The following is a 3,080-nucleotide window of genomic DNA, read 5'->3' on the forward strand; positions in this document are numbered from 1 at the left end:
CGATGACTTTGTTTTTTAAGGAAGGATGCGAAGAGAATAATTTCAAAACATAATAAGCAAGGTCATGAATGGTGAATTCATTCTGACCATTGTTTATTAGTTTACTGATTAATGTTCTTTCTAACGTATTGGCATCGGCATGCTCTGCCATTCGTTTCGTGGTATTTAAATGAATAGGCACTATGGACTTTCTTTTTTTATCCATCACGACTCAAATCACACCATAAAAGATCATTTTTCATACAATAATATTAGGATCTAATGTAGCATTAATCAAAAAGCACCTGATAAAAAGACTTACCAATACAAACCGCCTCCTCTAATCACGTCCATAAGCCTTTAAAGTAGCCGCCACTGCAGAACGCTCATTTATTTTCTGGAACCAGGCGAACAAATGAGGGAATTGCTGCTCATCGATGTTTTGCTGATAAATGGATTGATAGCACCAGATCCAAGGCCAGATAGCAATATCAGCAATAGTATAATTCTTGCCGCTGATAAAAGGGTTTTGTGCCAATTGAGACTCCATCACATTCATTAAGCGAATGCATTCATCAGCATATCGTTGCATGGCATACGGCACTTGTTCCTTGGCAAAACGATGAAAATGGCCGAATTGACCAAACATAGGGCCTATGTGCGCTGCTTGAAAATAACACCATTGCAAGACGGTGTATTTATCTTTCAATGATTCAGGCAAAAACTGTTGATGTTGCTCCGCCAGATATTGCACTATTGCAACACTCTCAAACAGATAAAAATCATTAGAGTGGTCATATAAAACCGGGATTTTATTATTAGGTGAAATTTTTAAGAATTCAGGATTAAATTGCTCATTTTTAGTGATATCAATTAATTTAAGCGTATAGGGCTGTTTCAGTTCTTCCAGCATTAAGGTTGGTTTAAAGCCATTCGGTGTACCAAAGGAATAAAGTGTATACATGATAATCCCTTACTGTTTTACATCAGCCAAAAACTGATTATTAATTTTGGTATATGCTTAATATAGTACTGAATAAAGGGAGTTGGTATGAGTTTTAAGAAAAAAGTAGCCATCATTAACAGTTCTCGCACTCCTTTTGTTAAATCCCAAACCTATTATTTGGGTAAGTCAAATCAGGATTTACTGGGTGCAGCCCTTAATGATTTAATCGAGAAAACACACCTTGAAGGACAACTGCTGGGCGACTTGATTGCCGGAGCAGTCATCAATCACCCCTTTGATTGGAATCTGGCGCGTGAAGCAGTTCTTGGCAGTAAATTGGCGCCAGAAACACCTGGATTAACTATCCAAAGAGCCTGTGGCACAGGTCTTGAAGCAGTTAATCTGATCGCCTTAAAAATTGCCAGTGCACAAATCGATGTGGGCATAGGCGGAGGAACCGATACCAATTCAGACATTCCTTTAATTGGGCAAAGAAAGCTGACTCATTTTTTAATTAAATGGCAGCAAGCCAAAGGCTTTAAAGCAAAACTCGCAGTGCTGAAACAATTCCGATTTGGCATGTTAAAACCACAACTACCCGCAGTTCGGGAGCCGCGTACCGGTTTGTCCATGGGCGAGCATTGTGAACTGATGGTCAAAGAATGGGAAATTAGCCGCCAGGCACAGGATGAATTGGCATTCCATTCCCATCAGAATGCCGCGAAGGCATATGACGCAGGATTTTATGATGATCTTATCTTAAAGCTTGATGCATTAAACCGTGACACCATTACTCGCAAAGACACCACTTTGGAAAAACTAGCAAAATTAAAACCCGCGTTTGATCACTCAGACCAGGGCAGCCTAACCGCAGGAAATTCGACGCCACTGACAGATGGTGCCTCCGTTGTTCTTTTAAGCTCACCAGAATGGGCTCAAATAAATAAACAAGAAATCCTTGCCTATTTCGTCGATTGCGAAGTCGCAGCGGTCGACTTTGTGCATGGTGCGGGATTACTCATGGCACCGACAATTGCAGTGAGCAGGATGCTAGAAAGGAATAAGCTGACGTTGCAGGATTTTGACTACTATGAAATTCATGAAGCCTTTGCTGGCCAGGTACTTTGCACGCTGAAAGCCTGGGAATCGGAAGAATACTGTAAAACAGTTCTGGGGCGCAAAAAACCATTAGGAAGCATCGATTTAGAAAAAATGAATGTCAATGGGGGCAGCTTAGCGCTCGGCCATCCCTTTGCGGCTACCGGAGGACGATTAGTGGGTACTGCGGCAAAAATGCTGGCCCCAAAAGGAAAAGGTCGTATTTTAATCAGCGTATGCACCGCCGGAGGAATGGGTGTTGCTGCAATCATCGAACGCTAGGCTCAAGTATTTTATAGGCAAAGTTTAGTGAACTCCTAGATACAGAGCCATAATACACCATCTCTTAATTACAATCGCCACCAGACCGCGAAGGCGGCCTGGAACAATAAATAATTAAGAGGTTAAAAAGTTACAGCCTGAACACAACGAATCCGTTGTTCAAACCCCCTATAGTCATTGTACTCGTGGCTCCAATCAGGACCGGAAAAGCGCCGCGCATACGCGAAGAGGCTACCCCCTTCAGTAGAACTCCAATACTCACTGCCTGTTGTAAACCAGGTAAAACCTGATTCACTTGATTTTTGATAAATGCGAGTCAGGTGCTCAACTATCAACGCCCATTCATTTACTGCCGGCAAAAACCAGGTATTCTCTCCGCTTCCCGCGGTATAGTTACGGCATACTTCAGCGGCAGGGAAGTTTGAGCCAGCTAAAGCAGTGTAGGTGTTATCAGAGACGATATCAAATGTGTTATCCGCACTGGTAGCTACGTTAACATTATCCGGCCCCCAAATTACGTCGGTCACAACATCGGAAGGACTGATAATGTATGCTGTATTGCCATCAATTCGATAAACTACCCCACTGGCATAGGCATCACCAACAGAAAGAGGGGCGCAATTGACCTGTACATCAGTCACGTTGGCTGTAACATTAGTACCAATACCGTTTATTGTTTTACAGCTTAATCCTGTCGGTTGGGCCGCGATCGTCACCACATAGTCGCCCCCATAAACAACTGGTTTGGCAAACTCAAAGAAGGTAGTTCCGGCAG

General features: G+C 42.7%; 4 protein-coding genes. 1 reads left to right on the forward strand and 3 read right to left on the reverse strand.

What is annotated here, in order from left to right; translation table 11 throughout:
* Positions 1-205, reverse strand: a 205-nt coding sequence (locus tag Q0495_RS01335) for a hypothetical protein (protein WP_298622262.1), incomplete at its 3' end; no start/stop codon positions are given.
* Positions 206-319: 114 nt separating this feature from the next.
* A complete protein-coding gene (locus Q0495_RS01340) occupies positions 320-943 on the reverse strand; it encodes a glutathione S-transferase N-terminal domain-containing protein (protein WP_298622263.1) in 624 nt (207 codons plus the stop codon).
* A gap of 87 nt (positions 944-1,030) precedes the next feature.
* Between Q0495_RS01340 and Q0495_RS01345 the strand changes: the two genes are divergently transcribed.
* A complete protein-coding gene (locus Q0495_RS01345) occupies positions 1,031-2,305 on the forward strand; it encodes an acetyl-CoA C-acetyltransferase (RefSeq protein WP_298622265.1) in 1,275 nt (424 codons plus the stop codon).
* Positions 2,306-2,427: 122 nt separating this feature from the next.
* Here Q0495_RS01345 and Q0495_RS01350 read toward each other — a convergent pair.
* A partial coding sequence (locus tag Q0495_RS01350; RefSeq protein WP_298622283.1) for a hypothetical protein occupies positions 2,428-3,080 on the reverse strand: 653 nt, incomplete at its 5' end.

It is taken from the genome of uncultured Legionella sp. (assembly GCF_937871865.1).
Taxonomy (GTDB): Bacteria; Pseudomonadota; Gammaproteobacteria; order Legionellales; family Legionellaceae; genus Legionella.

Coding starts and splice junctions, on each gene's coding strand:
- Q0495_RS01340 (WP_298622263.1), bottom strand. CDS start 943: ATGTATACACTTTATTCCTTTGGTACACCGAATGGCTTTAAACCAACC.
- Q0495_RS01345 (WP_298622265.1), top strand. CDS start 1,031: ATGAGTTTTAAGAAAAAAGTAGCCATCATTAACAGTTCTCGCACTCCT.